Origin of the sequence: Pseudomonas sp. BN415 (genome assembly GCF_029871195.1) — a bacterium.
Lineage (GTDB): Bacteria > Pseudomonadota > Gammaproteobacteria > Pseudomonadales > Pseudomonadaceae > Metapseudomonas > Metapseudomonas resinovorans.
This window is the reverse complement of the sequence record NZ_SSOK01000064.1, coordinates 78,042-91,412: the sequence shown is the minus strand read 5'-3', so window position 1 is coordinate 91,412 and position 13,371 is coordinate 78,042. Positions and strand designations below refer to the sequence as shown.

General features: G+C 60.4%; 15 protein-coding genes. 5 read left to right on the top strand and 10 right to left on the bottom strand.

Going from position 1 to position 13,371, the window contains the following annotated elements:
- The first annotated feature begins 26 nt into the window (after positions 1–26).
- The gene (locus tag E8F20_RS22505; RefSeq protein WP_088192012.1) at positions 27–620 is read left to right on the top strand and encodes a phosphoheptose isomerase; all 594 of its coding nucleotides are present in this window, start codon (positions 27–29) and stop codon (positions 618–620) included.
- Positions 617–1,147: a BON domain-containing protein gene (locus tag E8F20_RS22500; protein WP_280285727.1), complete on the top strand. Its 531-nt coding sequence runs from the start codon at positions 617–619 to the stop codon at positions 1,145–1,147. The genes E8F20_RS22505 and E8F20_RS22500 overlap by 4 nt, the downstream gene beginning before the upstream one ends.
- A gap of 48 nt (positions 1,148–1,195) precedes the next feature.
- Here E8F20_RS22500 and E8F20_RS22495 read toward each other — a convergent pair whose 3' ends face one another.
- The 7 genes from E8F20_RS22495 to rplM form a co-directional block, all read right to left on the bottom strand.
- Entirely contained in the window at positions 1,196–1,624 is a 429-nt protein-coding gene (locus E8F20_RS22495) for a ClpXP protease specificity-enhancing factor (protein ID WP_280285726.1), read from the bottom strand.
- 10 nt (positions 1,625–1,634) lie between these two features.
- Entirely contained in the window at positions 1,635–2,252 is a 618-nt protein-coding gene (locus E8F20_RS22490) for a glutathione S-transferase N-terminal domain-containing protein (RefSeq protein WP_280285725.1), read from the bottom strand.
- 88 nt (positions 2,253–2,340) lie between these two features.
- Complete coding sequence (locus E8F20_RS22485; protein ID WP_280285724.1) at positions 2,341–3,123, bottom strand: cytochrome c1; 783 nt, start codon at positions 3,121–3,123, stop codon at positions 2,341–2,343.
- A complete protein-coding gene (locus tag E8F20_RS22480) occupies positions 3,123–4,334 on the bottom strand; it encodes a cytochrome bc complex cytochrome b subunit (protein ID WP_280285723.1) in 1,212 nt (403 codons plus the stop codon). Before E8F20_RS22480 ends, E8F20_RS22485 begins: the two co-directional genes overlap by 1 nt.
- Positions 4,334–4,927, bottom strand: coding sequence for a ubiquinol-cytochrome c reductase iron-sulfur subunit (gene petA / locus E8F20_RS22475; protein WP_280285722.1), 594 nt, complete (start codon positions 4,925–4,927; stop codon positions 4,334–4,336). Before petA ends, E8F20_RS22480 begins: the two co-directional genes overlap by 1 nt.
- A gap of 254 nt (positions 4,928–5,181) precedes the next feature.
- Positions 5,182–5,574: a 30S ribosomal protein S9 gene (gene rpsI / locus E8F20_RS22470; RefSeq protein ID WP_028628468.1), complete on the bottom strand. Its 393-nt coding sequence runs from the start codon at positions 5,572–5,574 to the stop codon at positions 5,182–5,184.
- Positions 5,575–5,588: 14 nt separating this feature from the next.
- Positions 5,589–6,017, bottom strand: a complete 429-nt coding sequence (gene rplM / locus E8F20_RS22465) for a 50S ribosomal protein L13 (protein WP_016490991.1) — start codon at positions 6,015–6,017, stop codon at positions 5,589–5,591.
- 275 nt (positions 6,018–6,292) lie between these two features.
- Here rplM and E8F20_RS22460 point away from each other — a divergent pair, with 275 nt between their 5' ends.
- On the top strand, positions 6,293–7,330 hold the full coding sequence (locus tag E8F20_RS22460) for an NADP(H)-dependent aldo-keto reductase (protein WP_280285721.1): 1,038 nt from the start codon (positions 6,293–6,295) through the stop codon (positions 7,328–7,330).
- A gap of 48 nt (positions 7,331–7,378) precedes the next feature.
- Here the strand turns inward: E8F20_RS22460 and E8F20_RS22455 are convergent, their stop codons facing one another.
- On the bottom strand, positions 7,379–8,518 hold the full coding sequence (locus E8F20_RS22455; RefSeq protein WP_280285720.1) for an acyl-CoA dehydrogenase family protein: 1,140 nt from the start codon (positions 8,516–8,518) through the stop codon (positions 7,379–7,381).
- 249 nt (positions 8,519–8,767) lie between these two features.
- On the opposite strand from E8F20_RS22455, the gene E8F20_RS22450 reads away from it, so the two are divergent.
- Together E8F20_RS22450 and E8F20_RS22445 are read left to right on the top strand one after the other, a co-directional pair.
- On the top strand, positions 8,768–9,667 hold the full coding sequence (locus E8F20_RS22450; RefSeq protein ID WP_280285944.1) for a GlxA family transcriptional regulator: 900 nt from the start codon (positions 8,768–8,770) through the stop codon (positions 9,665–9,667).
- 129 nt (positions 9,668–9,796) lie between these two features.
- Positions 9,797–10,762 carry a hypothetical protein gene (locus E8F20_RS22445; protein WP_280285719.1) on the top strand — a complete coding sequence of 322 codons (966 nt, stop codon included), beginning with the start codon at positions 9,797–9,799 and terminating at the stop codon, positions 10,760–10,762.
- Between the two features lie 60 nt (positions 10,763–10,822).
- On the opposite strand, the gene zapE is transcribed toward E8F20_RS22445, so the two are convergent.
- Together zapE and E8F20_RS22435 are read right to left on the bottom strand one after the other, a co-directional pair.
- A complete protein-coding gene (gene zapE / locus E8F20_RS22440; RefSeq protein WP_280285718.1) occupies positions 10,823–11,917 on the bottom strand; it encodes a cell division protein ZapE in 1,095 nt (364 codons plus the stop codon).
- A 95-nt stretch (positions 11,918–12,012) separates the two neighbouring features.
- Positions 12,013–13,359, bottom strand: a complete 1,347-nt coding sequence (locus tag E8F20_RS22435) for a tryptophan--tRNA ligase (RefSeq protein WP_280285717.1) — start codon at positions 13,357–13,359, stop codon at positions 12,013–12,015.
- Between the last annotated feature and the right edge of the window lie 12 nt (positions 13,360–13,371).

Genomic DNA, 13,371 nt, shown 5'->3' with positions numbered 1-13,371 from the left:
GGTCGCCCCACTGAAGGTCTTACCCGATGGACATGCAACCCCGTATTCGCCAACTCTTCCAAGCCAGCATCGATACCAAGCTGCAGGCCATGGAACTGCTGGCCCCGCACATCGAGCACGGCAGCATGGTGATGGTCCACGCGCTGCTCAATGAGGGCAAGATCCTGTCCTGCGGCAACGGCGGCTCGGCCGGCGACGCCCAGCACTTCTCCTCGGAATTGCTCAACCGTTTTGAGCGCGAACGCCCGAGCCTGCCCGCGATCGCACTAACCACCGACAGTTCGACCATCACCTCAATCGCCAACGACTATAGCTACAACGAAGTTTTCTCCAAGCAGATCCGCGCACTCGGCCAACCCGGCGACGTACTGTTGGCCATTTCTACCAGCGGCAATTCGGCCAATGTGATCCAAGCCATCCAGGCCGCCCATGACCGCGAAATGGTGGTAGTTGCCCTGACGGGGCGCGACGGTGGTGGTATGGCCTCATTGCTACTGCCCGAAGATGTGGAAATCCGCGTTCCCTCCAAGGTCACTGCACGCATCCAGGAAGTACACCTGCTGACCATCCACTGCCTCTGCGACCTGATCGACCGTCAACTGTTTGGGAGTGAAGAATGATCCGTTCCCCCCTGATTCTCGCTGGCCTCGCCCTTTGCCTCGCGCTTTCCGGCTGCGGTGGCCGCACCATTGGCAAGACCATCGACGACCAGTCCACGCCATCCAAGGTGCGCGCGAAAGTCGAGGCCGCCAGCGCTGACCTGAAGACCAACTCGCACATCGTAGTCTCCAGCTACAACGGCGTGGTGCTGCTCGCTGGCCAGACGCCGCGCGCCGACCTCAAGGAACTGGCCGGACAGGCTGCCCAGAGCGCTCAGGGCGTACGCCGCGTGCACAACGAACTGCAAGTCCTGCCGCCCTCCTCCACCCTGGCGCGCATGAATGACAGCACCATCACCACCAAGATCACCACCCAACTACTGGCCGACAGCAAGGTTCCCAGTTCGCAGATCAAGGTGGTGACCGAGAATGGAATCGTCTATCTGCTAGGCCTGGTCACCCGCCAGGAAGCCCAACTGGCCACCAGCATCGTTCAGAGTGTTTCCGGCGTACAGAAGATCGTTCGACTCTTCGAATACACCAACTGACCCCTGCGGCAGGCACAAAAAAAGGCGATCCGAGGATCGCCTTTTTTCTTACTTGACCACTTTTAGACTGGGCCGGCCGCTTGGGCGCGTAGAGTCCCCCCCCGAACTTGGCGGCTCATTACCGGAGGGGCCGTCATCGTCAGGCTCTGGATCATCCCCGGGAAGCGGCGGCTCAAGATCGAAGACCATGCCCTGTCCATTTTCTCGGGCATAGATGGCCATTACCGCAGCCGAAGGGATGTAGAGGCTGTGGGCAACCCCTCCGAAGCGACCCTCGAAGCTCACCGCGTCGTTGTCCATATGAAGATGGCGCACAGCACTGGGAGAAACATTGAGCACGATCTGGCCATCATTGGCGTAGCCCGGTGGCACCTGCACGCCCACATGCTCGGCATTGACCAGCAAGTGCGGCGTGCAGTTGTTATCAACGATCCACTCGTAGAGAGCACGGACCAGGTAGGGACGACTGGAATTCATCTTGGTCTCCTCAGCGCATATCGCGCTCGGCGGCGGACAAGCTGGCCAGGAAAGAGTCTCGAGCGAAGGCCCGTTCCATGTAGTCCAGAAGCGGCTTGGCCGGCCGCGGCAGCTCGATGCCCAGCACGGGAAGGCGCCACAGAATCGGCAGCAAGCAGCAATCCACCAGGCTGAAATCTTCGCTCAGAAAATAGGGCTTGTCGGCAAAGAGCGGCGATACGCCGGTCAGGCTCTCGCGAAGCTCTTTGCGCGCCAGCGCCTTGTCGGCGTCCTTGCTGCGCGGATCAAGGATACGATCCACCAGCGAACACCAGTCGCGCTGTACGCGATGGATGAGCAAGCGAGTATTGGCTCGAGCCACCGGATAGACAGGCAACAACGGTGGATGGGGATAGCGCTCTTCGAGGTACTCCATCACCACGGTGGACTCATAGAGCGCCAGATCGCGATCTACCAGGGTTGGCACACTGCCGTAGGGATTGACCTCGGCCAACTTGGGCGGGCAACGGCCCGGCTCGACATTGATGATCTCGGCAGCGACCCCCTTCTCGGCGAGCACAATGCGCACACGATGGGAGTAGTGGTCGGCAGGGTCGGAATAACAGGCCAGCCTATTGGTGACGGCCATTGCGCCCTCCTCACTAGGGATTATTCAGGGGCAGAAAGACGCGCGCGCCCAATGAGGGCGCGCGGTTGTGAAACAGTCCAGCAGTGTATCAGTGCACGTCCTTCCAGTACTCGCGCTTGAGCAGATAGGCGAATACGAAGAAGAACGCCAGGTACAGCAGGACATAGGTCCCGATGCGCTGGCTTTCCAGCTTGACCGGATTGGCCGAGTAAGCCAGGAAGGTCACCAGGTTCTGGACCTTCTCGTCAAACTCGGCTTCGGTCAGCTTGCCGGTCTTCGGCACCACGGTCAGCTGATCACAGGCTTCATGGGTGATTGGCGCGCCAGTCAGCGGATCGAACTGCTTCTTGCCGTCCTCTACCACCTGAACCTGCTTGCAACCAATGACCTGACGGCCCTGCAGGCTGACCAGGACGTTTGGCATACCCACGTTCGGGAAGACCTTGTTGTTCACGCCCCACGGACGCGCAGGATCCTCATAGAAGGCACGCAGGTAGCTGTACAGCCAGTCAGTACCACGCACGCGAGCAACCAGGGTCAAGTCCGGGGGAGCCGCGCCGAACCACACCTTGGCATCGTTGGGCTGCATGCCGATCTTCATGTGGTCGCCAATCTTGGCGCCTGTGAAGACCAGGTTCTGCAGCATCAGCTCTTCGGAAATGCCGAGATCCTTGCCTACACGCTCGTAGCGCTGGAACTTGGCACTGTGGCAGCCCATGCAGTAGTTCGCGAAAGTACGCGCGCCATCCTGCATCGCAGCCTTGTCGGTCAGATCGATGTCGACCTTGTCCAGATGCACATCATGACCGCCGGCAGCGAAGGAAAGAGCCGGCAGCGCAGCAAATACAAATGCAGCAAATAGCTTTTTCATTAGCCCGTCACCCTTTCCGGAACCGGTTTGGTTTTTTCCATCCTGGTGTAGAACGGCATCAGGATGAAGTACGCGAAGTACAGGATGGTGCACACCTGCGACAACAACGTACGGCCCGGGGTCGGCGCTAGAACGCCCAGCACGCCAAGGATGATGAAGGAGACGCAGAACACCAGCAGCCAGATCTTGCTCAGCCAGCCCTTGTAGCGCATCGACTTGACGGGACTACGATCCAGCCACGGCAGCACGAACAGCACAGCGATGGCAGCCCCCATGGCGATGACGCCGAGGAGCTTGTCTGGTACCGCACGAAGAATCGCGTAGAACGGGGTGAAGTACCATACCGGCGCGATGTGCTCAGGCGTCTTGAACGGGTTCGCCTGTTCGAAGTTCGGCTTCTCGAGGAAGTAACCGCCCATTTCCGGGAAGAAGAACACTACGAAGCAGAACACGAAGAGGAACACCACGACACCGACAATGTCTTTCACGGTGTAGTAGGGATGGAACGCGATGCCATCGATCGGCACTCCGTTCTCGTCCTTCTTCTTCTTGATGTCCACGCCGTCCGGGTTGTTCGAACCCACTTCGTGCAAGGCCAGGATGTGCAGCACAACCAGGCCGAGCAGGACGATCGGCAGAGCGATCACGTGCAAGGCGAAGAAACGGTTCAGAGTGATACCGGAGATCAGGTAGTCACCACGGATCCACTGGGTAAGGTCCTCACCCACCACCGGGATAGCACCGAACAGGGAGATGATCACCTGAGCACCCCAGTAGGACATCTGGCCCCAGGGCAGCAGGTAACCCATGAAGGCCTCGGCCATCAGGGCGAGGTAGATCAGCATGCCGAAGATCCACACCAGCTCACGCGGCTTCTGGTAGGAGCCGTAGAGCAGGCCGCGGAACATGTGCAGGTAGACAACGACGAAGAATGCCGATGCACCGGTGGAGTGCAGGTAGCGGATGATCCAGCCGTACTCCACGTCGCGCATGATGTACTCGACCGACGCGAAGGCCTCTTCGGCTGACGGAGTGAAGCTCATGGTCAGCCAGATACCGGTAAGGATCTGGTTAACCAACACCAGCAGTGCCAGCGAACCGAAGAAGTAGAAGAAGTTGAAGTTCTTCGGGGCGTAGTACTTGCTCAGATGGTCTTCCCACATCTTGGTCGCGGGGAAGCGCGCATCGACCCATTCCATGAATTTGCTCATCAGGCCTTCTCCTGGTCCACACCGACGACGATAACGTCATCCGACTCGTACGAGTAGGGCGGCACCGGCAGGTTCAGAGGCGCGGGCTGCGCCTTGTAGACACGACCGGCGAGGTCGTAGCGGGAGCCGTGGCAGGGGCAGAAATAGCCGCCGACCCATTCGGCGCCCAGGTCAGCCGGCGCGACTTCCGGACGGAAGGACGGCGAGCAGCCGAGGTGGGTACAGATACCGACAAGCACCAGGATTTCCGGCTTGATCGAGCGGCTGACCGGATCAACGTAGGTCGGCTGCACCGAAGCCTTGGACTCCGGGTCGGCCATGCTACCGCTCAGCTTGCCCAGATTGGCCAGGATCTCTTCGGTACGACGCACGATGAACACCGGCTGACCGCGCCATTCGGCGATGATCTGCTGGCCTGCCTCGACCTTGCTTATATTCACCTTGACCGGTGCACCCGCGGCCTTGGCCTTGGCACTGGGCAGCCATGACCCCACGAACGGGACCGCAGCCCCCACCGCTCCCGCCGCACCGACCACGGACGTGGCCGCTACGAGGAAGCGACGCCGGCCTGCATTCACGCCGTCATTGCTCATTCAGTCGTCTCCCATCAGCTTCTGTGGCCTGTTGTTCAGGCCTCTACTAAGTAAAAAATCGAGCCGCGCAAAAAATTCGCCAAATGGTAAAGAAAACCCCCTTTGCTGACAAGGTAATAGCCGGATACAAATAGGCCGAAAGCCTTGAATGGCGCGGGATTCGCACATGCGACAAGCTGTCGCATGCCATAACTTTTAGCGCATAAAAAAACGCCCAGCTCCGAAGAAACTGGGCGTTCTTTGCAAGCGCTGAATTAACGCTTGGAGTACTGCGGACGCTTACGCGCTTTGCGCAGACCGACTTTCTTACGTTCAACTTCGCGAGCGTCGCGAGTCACGTAGCCGGCTTTACGCAGCGAGCTGCGCAGGGTCTCGTCGTATTCGATCAGAGCGCGGGTGATGCCGTGGCGAATAGCGCCGGCCTGACCGCTTACACCACCGCCAACGACGGTGACGTAAATATCGAATTTCTCGACAGTCTCGGTCAGCTCCAGCGGCTGACGCACGACCATGCGAGCGGTTTCGCGACCGAAGAAGGTATCCAGGGTGCGATTGTTGATGGAGATCTTGCCAGTACCCGGACGCAGGAAGACGCGCGCGGTAGCAGTCTTACGACGGCCAGTGCCGTAGTTTTGAGTCGCCGACATAATGAACTATCCCGTTAAATCTTCAGTTCTTGGGGCTGCTGAGCGGTGTGCGGGTGAACAGCACCCTTGTACACCTTCAGCTTGCGATACATGTCGCGACCCAGCGGGTTCTTCGGCAGCATGCCTTTCACCGCGGTCTCGATCACGCGCTCAGGGGCTTTGGCAATCAACTTCTCGAAGTTGATTTCCTTGATGCCGCCCGGGAAACCGGAGTGCGAGTAGTACATCTTGTCGGTAGTCTTGGCACCGGTAACACGAACTTGCTCGGCGTTGATCACGACGATGTAGTCGCCGGTATCAACGTGAGGGGTGTACTCCGGCTTGTGCTTGCCACGCAGACGGCTGGCAATTTCGGTGGCCAGACGACCCAGGGTCTGACCTGCAGCGTCGACGACGTACCAGTCGCGCTTAACAGTTTCCGGTTTTGCAGTAAAAGTCTTCATTCGCTATAGCCTCAGGGGCCGCCCTGAAAATAAGACGGCGGATCTTACTGAATAGTGCTCGCTCTGACAAGGTCAGAGACAGCCGGAAACAGACGCTATCGGGGGCTCGGGTCAGCGCGTCCGCTACGGCATAGGGTTTTCGGCAGGCTAGGCATCCCCGCCTTCTTTCTCGGCAGGCTAGGCATCCCCGCAAAGAAAGCCGCGAAATTATGCCGATTGCAGGAAAAATTTCAACCTGATTTCATTCATCCTTTATGAAAACGCTGGAGGCAGCGATGGAATACCGCCAACTCGGCCGCACTGACCTCAAGGTCAGCAGCCTGTGTCTGGGCACTATGACCTGGGGTGAGCAGAACACAGAGAAAGAAGCCTTCGCTCAGATCGAGCGCGCCAAGTCGTACGGCATCAACTTCATGGACACGGCGGAGATGTACCCGGTACCGCCGCGTGCCGAAACGTACAGCGCCACCGAAACCATCATCGGCAACTGGTTCGCCAAGCGCGGCGACCGTGCCGAGTGGGTCCTGGCAAGCAAGGTGGCCGGCCCCGGCAACGGCATCAGCCATATCCGCGACGGCAACCTAAAGCACAACCGCCAGCACATCACCGCCGCACTGGACGCCAGTCTGAAGCGCCTGCGTACGGACTGGATCGACCTCTATCAGTTGCACTGGCCCGAACGCAGCACCAACTTCTTCGGCCAGCTTGGCTATCAGCACAAAGAGGACGACTTCACCCCGCTGCAGGAAACCCTCGCAGTGCTCGGCGAGCAGGTCAAGGCTGGCAAGATCCGCCATATCGGCCTGTCCAACGAAACACCCTGGGGCACCATGAAGTTCCTCCAGCTCGCCGACCAGCTCGGGTTGCCGCGCGCCGCGTCCATTCAGAACCCCTACAACCTGCTCAACCGCAGCTTCGAAGTGGGCCTGGCGGAAGTGGCGATTCGCGAGCAGTGTGGGCTGCTGGCATATTCACCAATGGCCTTCGGCATGCTATCTGGCAAGTATGAGAACGGCGCGCACCCGACCAACGCGCGGATCACGCTCTTCAGTCGCTTCACCCGCTACACCAATCCGCAGTCCCAGGCAGCTTGCTCGCGCTACGTGCAACTGGCTCGCGAACACGGGCTCGATCCAGCGCAAATGGCCCTGGCATTCGTCACAGCCCAGCCTTTCGTGACCAGCAACATCATCGGCGCCACTTCGCTGGAACAGCTGGAAGCGAACCTGTACAGCAGCGAGCTGAAACTGTCCGAAGCCGTGCTGGAAGGCATTGCCGCCATCCATAAGGACCAGCCAAACCCAGCCCCCTGAAAACGCAGAAGCCCGGCACGCGCCGGGCTCCTCGTATCCACCGCCGTCTTACACCAGGGAACGGGCGATGATTTCTTTCATTATTTCGTTGGTGCCGGCGTAAATCCGCTGCACCCGCGCGTCCGCCCAGGCCCGCGCCACCGCGTATTCCCACATGAAACCGTAGCCGCCGTGCAACTGCACGCACTCGTCCAGCACTTTGCACTGCAGGTCGGTTCCCCAGTACTTGAGCATCGCTGCCGTGGGCACATCCAGCTTGCCATCCAGATGCAACTCCAGGCACCGATCGACGAATACACGACCAACCTGGATTTCAGTGGCCATCTCCGCCAGTTTGAAGCGGGTGTTCTGGAACTCGGCGATGGATTTGCCGAAGGCCTTGCGCTCACGGGTGTAGTCCAGGGTCCAGTTCAGCGCCGCTTCTGCCGAGGCCAGTGCGCCGATGCCCACGGTCAGGCGTTCCTGGGGCAGCTCCTGCATCAGATAAGCGAACCCCATACCGGCCTGGCCCAACAGGTTCTCCTTCGGTACACGAACGTCCTGGAAGAACAGTTCGGCAGTGTCCTGGGCCTTCATGCCGACCTTCTCCAGGCGCTTGCCCTTCGCGAAGCCCGGGGTACCCGCTTCGACCAGAAACAGGCTGGTGCCCTTGGCACCTGCCTTGGGGTCGGTCTTGGCCACCACTATCACCAGGTCGGCGAGAATGCCGTTAGTGATAAAGGTCTTGGAGCCATTGATGACATAGTCGCCGCCGTCCAGTACCGCAGTGGTCTTCACTCCCTGGAGGTCCGAGCCAGCGCCAGGCTCGGTCATGGCGATGGCAGTCACCATCTCACCGCTGACGAGCTTGGGCAGGTACTGCCTCTTCTGCGCCTCGGAGCCGTAATGCAGGATATAAGGTGCAACGATATCGGAATGCAGCGAGAAGCCGATTCCGGTCAGTCCCAGACGGCCGATCTCCTCGATCACCACCGCACTGTAGAGGAAGTCGGCAGCCATACCGCCGTATTCCTCAGGAATGTGCGAGCAGAGCATGCCGGCCTCACCCGCCTTGTTCCACAGGGTGCGATCGATGTGGCCGTCTTTCTCCCACTGATGGTGATAGGGCACCGCCTCCTGCTCGAGGAACTTGCGCACGCTGTCGCGGAAGAGTTCGTGGTCAGAGCTGAACAGGGTTCTCGGGATCATGGCATCACCTTGGAATGACACTGTGGTCATGTGGGTTCGGAGGCCACCGACTCTAGGCCAGTCCCCTCCCCCGCCACACTGGACACTTAGGACAAAAAATAAGACGATCCAGCCGGAGAATGACCGCTTTCCCCTAATAAGAACAACACCATGAGTAATTCGCAGTCCCCTAACCTTCGGCAGGTCAGCATCCTGGCCATCGACGGTGTCTTCGCCTCCACCTTGATGCAGGCCAAGGACTTCTTCCACATGGCCAGCCTGCGCTTCGGCAAACTGCAGGGCAAGGGCCTCACCCCCGCGTTCCAGATCCACTTGGTCAGCCCTGATGGCCGGCCAGCGGACAGTTTCAGTGAAGTACAACTCCCGGTCGACGGGCCTCTGGACGACGCGGAAATCATCATCATCCCGGCCTTCTGGGGCGATTTCGACGCCCTGCTTGCGCGTTATCCACAGGTCTGTGGCTGGCTGCGAGAGCGCCACGCCGCCGGCAGCGCCATTTGCGGCGAGGCCACCGGGGTATTCTGGATGGCCCAGGCCGGCCTGCTGGACGGCAAGGAGGCAACGACCTACTGGCGCTTCTTCGGAGAGTTCGCCGAACGCTTCCCCAAGGTTCTGCTGAATCAGGACAAGCACCTCTCCGACGCTGACAACCTCTACTGCGCGGGCGGTGTCACCTCGGCTTGCGACCTCTACATTTACCTGATCGAACGCTTCTGCGGCGCCGGCATCGCCCAGGCGGTCGCCCGCGACATCCTCTACGAAGTACAGCGCAGCTACACCCCGGGTCGCATCGGCTTCGGCGGGCAGAAGCTGCACCACGACGTGACCATCCTGCAGATCCAGCAATGGCTGGAAGATCACTTCGCCGACAAGTTCCGTTTCGAGGATGTGGCCCGCGACCATGGCATGAGCATTCGCAACTTCATGCGGCGCTTCCAGGCAGCTACTGGCGACAAGCCCCTGCACTATCTGCAGCGGTTACGCATCGAAACGGCGAAAGGGCTGCTCTCGGCTACGCGCAAGAGCATCAAGACCATCAGTTACGAAGTGGGCTACGACGACGCCAGTTTCTTCGCCAGGCTGTTTCGCCAGCACACCCAGCTCTCTCCGAATCAGTACCGCCGTCAGTACCAGCAAAAAGGAGAATGACGCCGCCATTCCAAGGATAGGTTGGCCGGCAGCGCCACCGCCCTATGATCGGTCCATGCCCGAACGGGATGTCCCGAACCCGCGCCAGCCCCGGCATGGGAGGACAACAACAAGAAAAGGTCCATCGCCATGCGCCGCTACCTGCTTGCCCTGCTAGCCGCCTGCAGCCTTACCGCTGTGGCGGACGACACCTGGAAACCCTTCCCCTATGACCAGACCGCCTACGACTACTCCGGTGACAAGCTGCGTGAGGCCTGGCCGCGCCTGACTCGAGGATTCGGCCCGAACTACCCCTACCCGGATGCCGACTGGGTGGTGACCATGGCCACCAAGTACCCGAAGGCCCTGGAACTGACCGTTACCGGCAATACCGGCTTCACGGGCAAGCCCGAGGAAGCCGAGGCTTACGCAGCCAAGCTGCAGGACGTCTGGCGCCTGATGTTCCGGGGTGAATTTGCCAAGGCGAAGAAGCAGGGCCTGGAGCTGGGCGTCGGCGGCCAGGTGCCGGCCATGTTCGCCCAAGTGGTTTATGCCATGTTCCTGGTGCCCGATCAGGCGGAGAAGCATCAACTGCTGGAAGAAGTGATCCGCTACACCGACGAAGCCGGCGATCTGGTCAAGGCCGATGTGGTCGCCCAGTTCGGCCGGGCCTACGCCAAGGCCCGTCTGGGTGAGGAGCTGCCGGTGCCGGTAGTACTCAAGCGCGGCTATACCAGCCAGATTCCCGATGAGCTGGACGCCCTGCTGAAGAAACAACCGCAGCAGCCTTTCGCTCTCGCCCTATACGGCGGCTACGAGGCTGGCGTGATCCGCAAGGTGGGCAAGCTGGTGGGCAAGATGACCTACGGGGTCAGCTCGGACAAGATGGAGCAGTACTTTGCCCGCTCTTTCAAGACCACCGACGACCTGCCCATAGGCCACTATGAGTACGCCAACGCACTGGAATACGTGTACGGCGAGGACGAGGAAGCCAAGGCGCTGGAACACCTGAGAAAGGCGGTGGCAATCAAGCCGATCAACGCCATGGAAGCGCTGGAAGTCGCCCATGCGCAAAGGCTGCTGAAACAGCAGGAACAGAAGCTGGCGCAGAACTGAAATAACCTGGCAAAAATGAAAAAGGCTGCCTTCGGGCAGCCTTTTTCTTGCGTGCGTTCCTCAGGGCTTGTGCGGCCTGGAAAGGAACTCGTGGGACTGCATCTCGAGCAGGCGACTGAGGGTACGCTGGAACTCGAAGTTCAGGCGGCCACCGGAATACAGGTCCTTCAGCTCCACTTCGGCCGAGATGATCAGCTTCACGTTGCGGTCATAGAACTCGTCCACTAGGTTGATGAAGCGCCGCGCCATGTCGTCCTTGGCCACGCCCATCTGTTCGACGTTGGCAAGGATCACCGCGTGGAAGATCTTGCCCAGTTCGATGTAGTCATTCTGGCTGCGCGGGCCATCGCAAAGCTCACGGAACTCGAACCAGGCGACGTCTTCGCAGACGCGCACGGCGCGGATTTCGCGATTCTCGATCATCAGGACTTCGTTTTCCTGAGCCATCGTGCAGTCCGGCAGCAGGCTCTTGAAGCTGCGACTCAGGCTGGCCTCGGCCTCGGTGTCCAGCGGGAAGTGGAACAACTCCGCCTGCTCGAGGGCGCGCAACCGATAGTCCACGCCACTGTCAACGTTGACGATATCGGTGTGCTCCTTGAGCAGCGCAATGGCTGGCAGGAACCGCGCCCGCTGCAGGCCGTCCTTGTAGAGGCCATCAGGGACAATGTTCGAGGTCGCCACCAGGCTGACGCCGTTCTTGAACAGCTCCTCAAGGAGCGTGGCCAGAATCATGGCGTCGGTGATATCGGAAACGAAGAACTCGTCGAAGCAGATCACTCGGGCTTCATCGGCGAAACGCTTGCCAATGATGGTCAGCGGGTTCTTTTCGCCCTTGAGGGTCTTCATCTCCTCATGGACGCGCTTCATGAAGCGGTGGAAGTGGGTACGCATCTTCTGCTTGAACGGCAGTGCATCGTAGAAGGTATCCACCAGGTAGGTCTTACCGCGACCTACTCCACCCCAGAAGTACAGGCCCTTCACCGGGTCCTGTCGCTTCTTGCCGAACAGGCCACCCAGCAGGCCAGGCTTGCTGCGTCCGTCGGCGATCAGGTCGTCATACAGCCGCTGCAAGTGGCGAACAGCCGTTTCCTGCGCAGCATCGTGGAAGAAATCCGGCCGTTTGAGATCGGCCTGGTAGCGCTCGAGGGGGGTCATGATCGGTAGCAAGGCAACGAAAAACGGGGCGAGTACTTTAGAGCCTGCCCCGTGGATTGGCAATTGGCCGGCAAAGCCGGCCGCTGGAAAGGCGGTTATTCCTGGGACGCGAGAGCCGCATAGAGGCGCTGGATAGCAGCATCGCGGGCCGCCGCGTCGGCAAAGGCCGGGCTGGAAGCCACCTGCTCGTCATCCAGCCAGATGCCGAAGGCTTCGCCTTCGACACGCAGGTCCAGCTCATCGCTTGACTGCAGACGCTTGCTGACCTGGCCGGCGGTCTTGCCGTCGGCGAAGGAGCGAGACAGCAGCAGTTGCTCCCCATCAGCATCCAGCAGACGGAAACGGAAGCTGCCGTCCTCGTCGCGGAAGCTCACGAAGCGCGCGCTCTTGGCCGCTTTTTTCTTCGTCTCACCACCAGCTTGTACGTTGGTGCGGAACGATCGCAAGCCGACAGCCTCGCGCAGCTCGTTGAGGAAGGGCGTGGCGATCTTGCGGGCCTTGGCAGCGCCGGCCAGGAGGATGTCCTCCAGATCGGACGGTCGCTCGATCAGTGCATGGTAGCGCTCGCGCGCCTCGCCCAGTTCGTTGTCGAGCAACTGGAACAGACGCTGCTTGGCTTCACCCCAGGCCAGGCCAGCCAGCAGGTCAGCACGGAACTCGGCGAGCTGCGCCGGGGTGGCGAAGGCCTGGTAGAGGGTGAAGAGGTGGGAGTTGTCCGGGTCTTTCGGCTCGCCGGGGGCGCGGGAGTCGGTGACGATGCGCGCGATGGCGTCCTTCAGCTGCTTGGCGCTACCAAACAGTGGAATCGTGTTGTCGTAGCTCTTGGACATCTTGCGGCCGTCGAGGCCGGGCAAGGTCGCTACCTCTTCCTCGATCACCGCTTCCGGCAGGGTGAAGTAATCGCGACCGGCACCAAACAGGTGGTTGAAGCGCTGGCCGATGTCGCGTGCCATCTCCACATGCTGGATCTGGTCGCGGCCAACCGGCACTTTGTGTGCGTTGAACATCAGAATGTCCGCGGCCATCAGCACCGGGTAGCTGTACAGGCCCATGGTCACGCCGGCATCCGGGTCTTCGCCGTTCTCCAGGTTCTTGTCCACGGAAGCCTTGTAGGCGTGCGCCCGGTTGAGCAGTCCCTTGGCGCTTACGCAGGTCAGCAGCCAGGTGAGCTCGGGGATCTCGGGAATGTCAGATTGGCGGTAGAAGGTCGCCTTATTGGTATCCAGGCCACAGGCCAGCCAGGTGGCGGCGATTTCCAGACGCGAACGCTGGATGCGGACCGGATCGTCGCACTTGATCAGGGCATGGTAGTCGGCCAGGAAGTAGAAGGAATCGACGTCGCTGGCGCGACTGGCAACGATGGCCGGGCGGATGGCGCCTGCGTAGTTGCCGAGGTGCGGCGTGCCGGTGGTGGTGATGCCGGTAAGGATACGAGTGGTCATGGTGTTCGCTTG

Excerpts from the sequence above, each read along its gene's own strand:
- E8F20_RS22505 (WP_088192012.1), top strand. The coding sequence starts at position 27 with ATGGACATGCAACCCCGTATTCGCCAACTCTTCCAAGCCAGCATCGAT.
- E8F20_RS22500 (WP_280285727.1), top strand. The coding sequence starts at position 617 with ATGATCCGTTCCCCCCTGATTCTCGCTGGCCTCGCCCTTTGCCTCGCG.
- E8F20_RS22495 (WP_280285726.1), bottom strand. The coding sequence starts at position 1,624 with ATGAATTCCAGTCGTCCCTACCTGGTCCGTGCTCTCTACGAGTGGATC.
- E8F20_RS22490 (WP_280285725.1), bottom strand. The coding sequence starts at position 2,252 with ATGGCCGTCACCAATAGGCTGGCCTGTTATTCCGACCCTGCCGACCAC.
- E8F20_RS22485 (WP_280285724.1), bottom strand. The coding sequence starts at position 3,123 with ATGAAAAAGCTATTTGCTGCATTTGTATTTGCTGCGCTGCCGGCTCTT.
- E8F20_RS22480 (WP_280285723.1), bottom strand. The coding sequence starts at position 4,334 with ATGAGCAAATTCATGGAATGGGTCGATGCGCGCTTCCCCGCGACCAAG.
- petA (WP_280285722.1), bottom strand. The coding sequence starts at position 4,927 with ATGAGCAATGACGGCGTGAATGCAGGCCGGCGTCGCTTCCTCGTAGCG.
- rpsI (WP_028628468.1), bottom strand. The coding sequence starts at position 5,574 with ATGTCGGCGACTCAAAACTACGGCACTGGCCGTCGTAAGACTGCTACC.
- rplM (WP_016490991.1), bottom strand. The coding sequence starts at position 6,017 with ATGAAGACTTTTACTGCAAAACCGGAAACTGTTAAGCGCGACTGGTAC.
- E8F20_RS22460 (WP_280285721.1), top strand. The coding sequence starts at position 6,293 with ATGGAATACCGCCAACTCGGCCGCACTGACCTCAAGGTCAGCAGCCTG.
- E8F20_RS22455 (WP_280285720.1), bottom strand. The coding sequence starts at position 8,518 with ATGATCCCGAGAACCCTGTTCAGCTCTGACCACGAACTCTTCCGCGAC.
- E8F20_RS22450 (WP_280285944.1), top strand. The coding sequence starts at position 8,768 with ATGGCCAGCCTGCGCTTCGGCAAACTGCAGGGCAAGGGCCTCACCCCC.
- E8F20_RS22445 (WP_280285719.1), top strand. The coding sequence starts at position 9,797 with ATGCGCCGCTACCTGCTTGCCCTGCTAGCCGCCTGCAGCCTTACCGCT.
- zapE (WP_280285718.1), bottom strand. The coding sequence starts at position 11,917 with ATGACCCCCCTCGAGCGCTACCAGGCCGATCTCAAACGGCCGGATTTC.
- E8F20_RS22435 (WP_280285717.1), bottom strand. The coding sequence starts at position 13,359 with ATGACCACTCGTATCCTTACCGGCATCACCACCACCGGCACGCCGCAC.